Origin of the sequence: Nocardia sp. NPDC058666 (assembly GCF_042714895.1) — a bacterium.
Classification (GTDB): Bacteria; Actinomycetota; Actinomycetes; order Mycobacteriales; family Mycobacteriaceae; genus Nocardia.
In genome coordinates this window covers 1-2,588 of the sequence record NZ_JBHXRY010000045.1, presented here as the reverse complement: position 1 = coordinate 2,588, position 2,588 = coordinate 1, and the positions used below count along the sequence as shown (strand labels likewise).

Annotated in this window: 1 protein-coding gene and 1 pseudogene; both read right to left on the bottom strand. The window is 77.4% G+C overall.

Going from position 1 to position 2,588, the window contains the following annotated elements; all coding sequences use genetic code 11:
* On the bottom strand, positions 1 to 1,752 hold a 1,752-nt coding region (locus tag ACFWVD_RS28230), incomplete at its 3' end, for a TOMM precursor leader peptide-binding protein (RefSeq protein WP_379247891.1).
* Positions 1,749 to 2,588 (bottom strand): annotated as a pseudogene (locus ACFWVD_RS28225) (hypothetical protein); the annotation flags it as partial. The pseudogene ACFWVD_RS28225 and the gene ACFWVD_RS28230, both read right to left, overlap by 4 nt.

The window sequence follows — 2,588 nt, the reverse complement described above, 5'->3', positions numbered from 1 at the left end:
GCAGTGCAGGCCGAACCTGTCGCGCAGTCCCGGTTCGCTCTGGTCGACGGTGATGACCTCCAGTCCGGCGCGGGCCAGCCGCTCGACGGTCCCGGTCAGGAGGTCGCTGAGGTCGGGCACCGGCTCGGGGGCGCCGGGCCAGGCCTCGGCGACCGGCACGGCCGGGGTGTCGGCGAAGAGGAACTCCAGGCGGGGGGCGGCCTCGGGCAGGGTGCCCAGCCCGACGTGGTCGTCGAGGGTGAGGACGAGTTCCGGGTGCTCCAACATGGGCCGCAGCCGCTCGGCATCGCGCGGTCCTCCCTGGGCGAAGGAACGGTGCGGTGCCTCCAGGACGTTGGTGACGACCTCGGCGACGGCGGAGCGGATGGCGACGCGCGGATCGTGGTGGGCGCCGGCCGCGAGGAACATCCGCGGTGCCTGCCGATGGCCGCCCTCGTAGCGGCAGACCGCCAGGACGGCCGGGACGGCGAAGTCGTTGGTGGCGTCGAGGAGGAGGAGCCGGTAGCCGGCGGCCGCGGCCCGGTCCGCGAGGAGCAGGGTGTCGGTGTCGTCGGCCGGCAGGTGGATGCGGCGCAACGGGGTGGCGGCGTACCAGGCCATGAGGAAGGCGTCGCGTTCGGCGACCTCGAACAGCCCGTACAGGGCGGCTTCTTCGGGGCTGTTGCCGAGGCCGCAGCCGTTGGAGGACTCGTACACGACGCGCGGGCGGTCCGGGCCGGGCACGTCCCAGTACGCGACGTGTTCGGGGACCGCGGTGGGCCTTCGGTGGGTGAGGGACCAGCCGTGCACCCAGTGGAGCGGCAGGTCCGGGGTGTACGGGACGGTGGGCGAGCCTGGGTGGCCGTGGTGGGCGGGGTCGGGCAGGCCGAGCCGTTCGGGGTCCAGGGCCCGTTCGGGGCCCAGTTCGGCGAAGGACGCCCGCAGGGCGGTGCGGCGGCCGGCCGGGCGCATGCCGGCATGGCGTTCGACGGCCTCGAAGAGGGCGATGCGCTCGCTGTCGGGGTAGGTGCGGGCCCGGCCGTGGCCACCGTCGTCGACGGACCGGCCGTCGGTGACGATCGCGCTGGTGAGGCTGAACGCCGAGTCCTCGAAGCGGTGCAACAGCCGTACGGGCCCGAACCGTTCGTCGTGGAGGGCCTCTCGCAGTGCGGCGCCGGTCGTACGGGGGTTGGGTGCGCGCAGCAGGGCCGGGTCGGGCAGCGGGCGCGGCCGTGAGGGCAGGGGGTGGAGCAGGGCCGGTGTGTCGGGGGGCAGGGGGTGGCACACGGCGCAGCCGCCGACGGGGCGGACGCGGTGGGTGGACCAGGTGGCGCGGCCCTGGTGGACGATGTGGACGACGGCCGAGTCGTCCTCCCCGGGGTGCGGGTGCGGGGGTTCGAGGAGTTCCTGGACGAGGGCCAGGGCGGCCGGGGTCAGGGCGGGCGAGGGCACTCCGGCCAGGGTCAGCTTCGGGCTCTGCCACGGGACCCGGCCGCCCGCGGTCGCCAGACGCTGGTACTCGGTGCAGACGAGGCAGGCCGCGCCGCCCGGCCGCAGGACCGGGCCGATCACGGCGAGGGCTCCGTCGTGGCGGACCGGGACCAGGGTCAGGGGCCGGCTCAGGGCGTGGCGGCTCAGTTCCTCGGCGAGGCCGAGCGTCCAGTGGGTCAGCAGGACCGCGGCCCGGCCGCTGGTGGCCGCCAGGGCTGCGGCGGCGTCCAGTACGGGGACGGCTGCACGGGCGGGGGCGGTCGCAGGGGCGGGGGCGGTCATCGGGCCTCCTCGGCGGTACGCAGCACGGTGAAGCCGAAGGAGCGCAGCAGGCCGACAAGTTCGGGGGTGGGGGTGGGGTCCGGGGGGTTCGGGGTGGGGCCGGCTCCGGACACCCGGTGCAGGGTGTCCTGGAGGGCTTCCTCGCGGCCGGCCAGGTCGGCGAGCCAGCCCCCGCTCCAGCCGAGGTCCTCCCAGGCGGCGGTGCGTGCACCGGCGGCCGCCAGCGGGGCGATCGCGCCGCCGCAGGGCCGGGGGCGGGCGGCGGACGGTTCGGCCGCGGCGGTGCAGACGGCGGTGACGGCGGCCAGGGCGGCGAAGGCGGCGGCGTCGCCGGGGGTGGCCTCGACGGCCTCGCCGAGCACCGGGCCCGGCCCGGGCCCCGGGCCGGTCGGGGTGCGGCGGACCACGGCCCGGTACGCCTGGGCGCCGGGGGCCGCCCGGTGCACCTCCAGTCGCGCGGTGACGGCGAGCCGGTCGGTCAGGGTCGTCCACCAGTGGCGGAGCTGCGGGTGGCCGGACCATCGGGCGGGGTTCACGGCGGTGCGCCGGTCGGGGGCGGCCGCGGCGAGGCGGAGTGCGGTGGCGTGGCGCAGGGCGCGGCCGCGGGCGTGCCCCGGGTCGGCCCCGACGGTGAACGTGTCGTCCCCGAGCAGGAGTTCGGCGGCGCGGCAGAACAGTTCCAGTCGGGCCAGGTCCAGCCGGGGGGCGCCGCCGGTCAGGGTGCGGGGTGCCCCGGTGTTCCGCGGGTCGGCGTCGGGGTCGGGGTCGGGGTCGGGCAGGGTGCAGGTGGCGAGGGGCACCGGGAGTTGGGGCAGGTCCCCCGGCAGGGGTGCGGG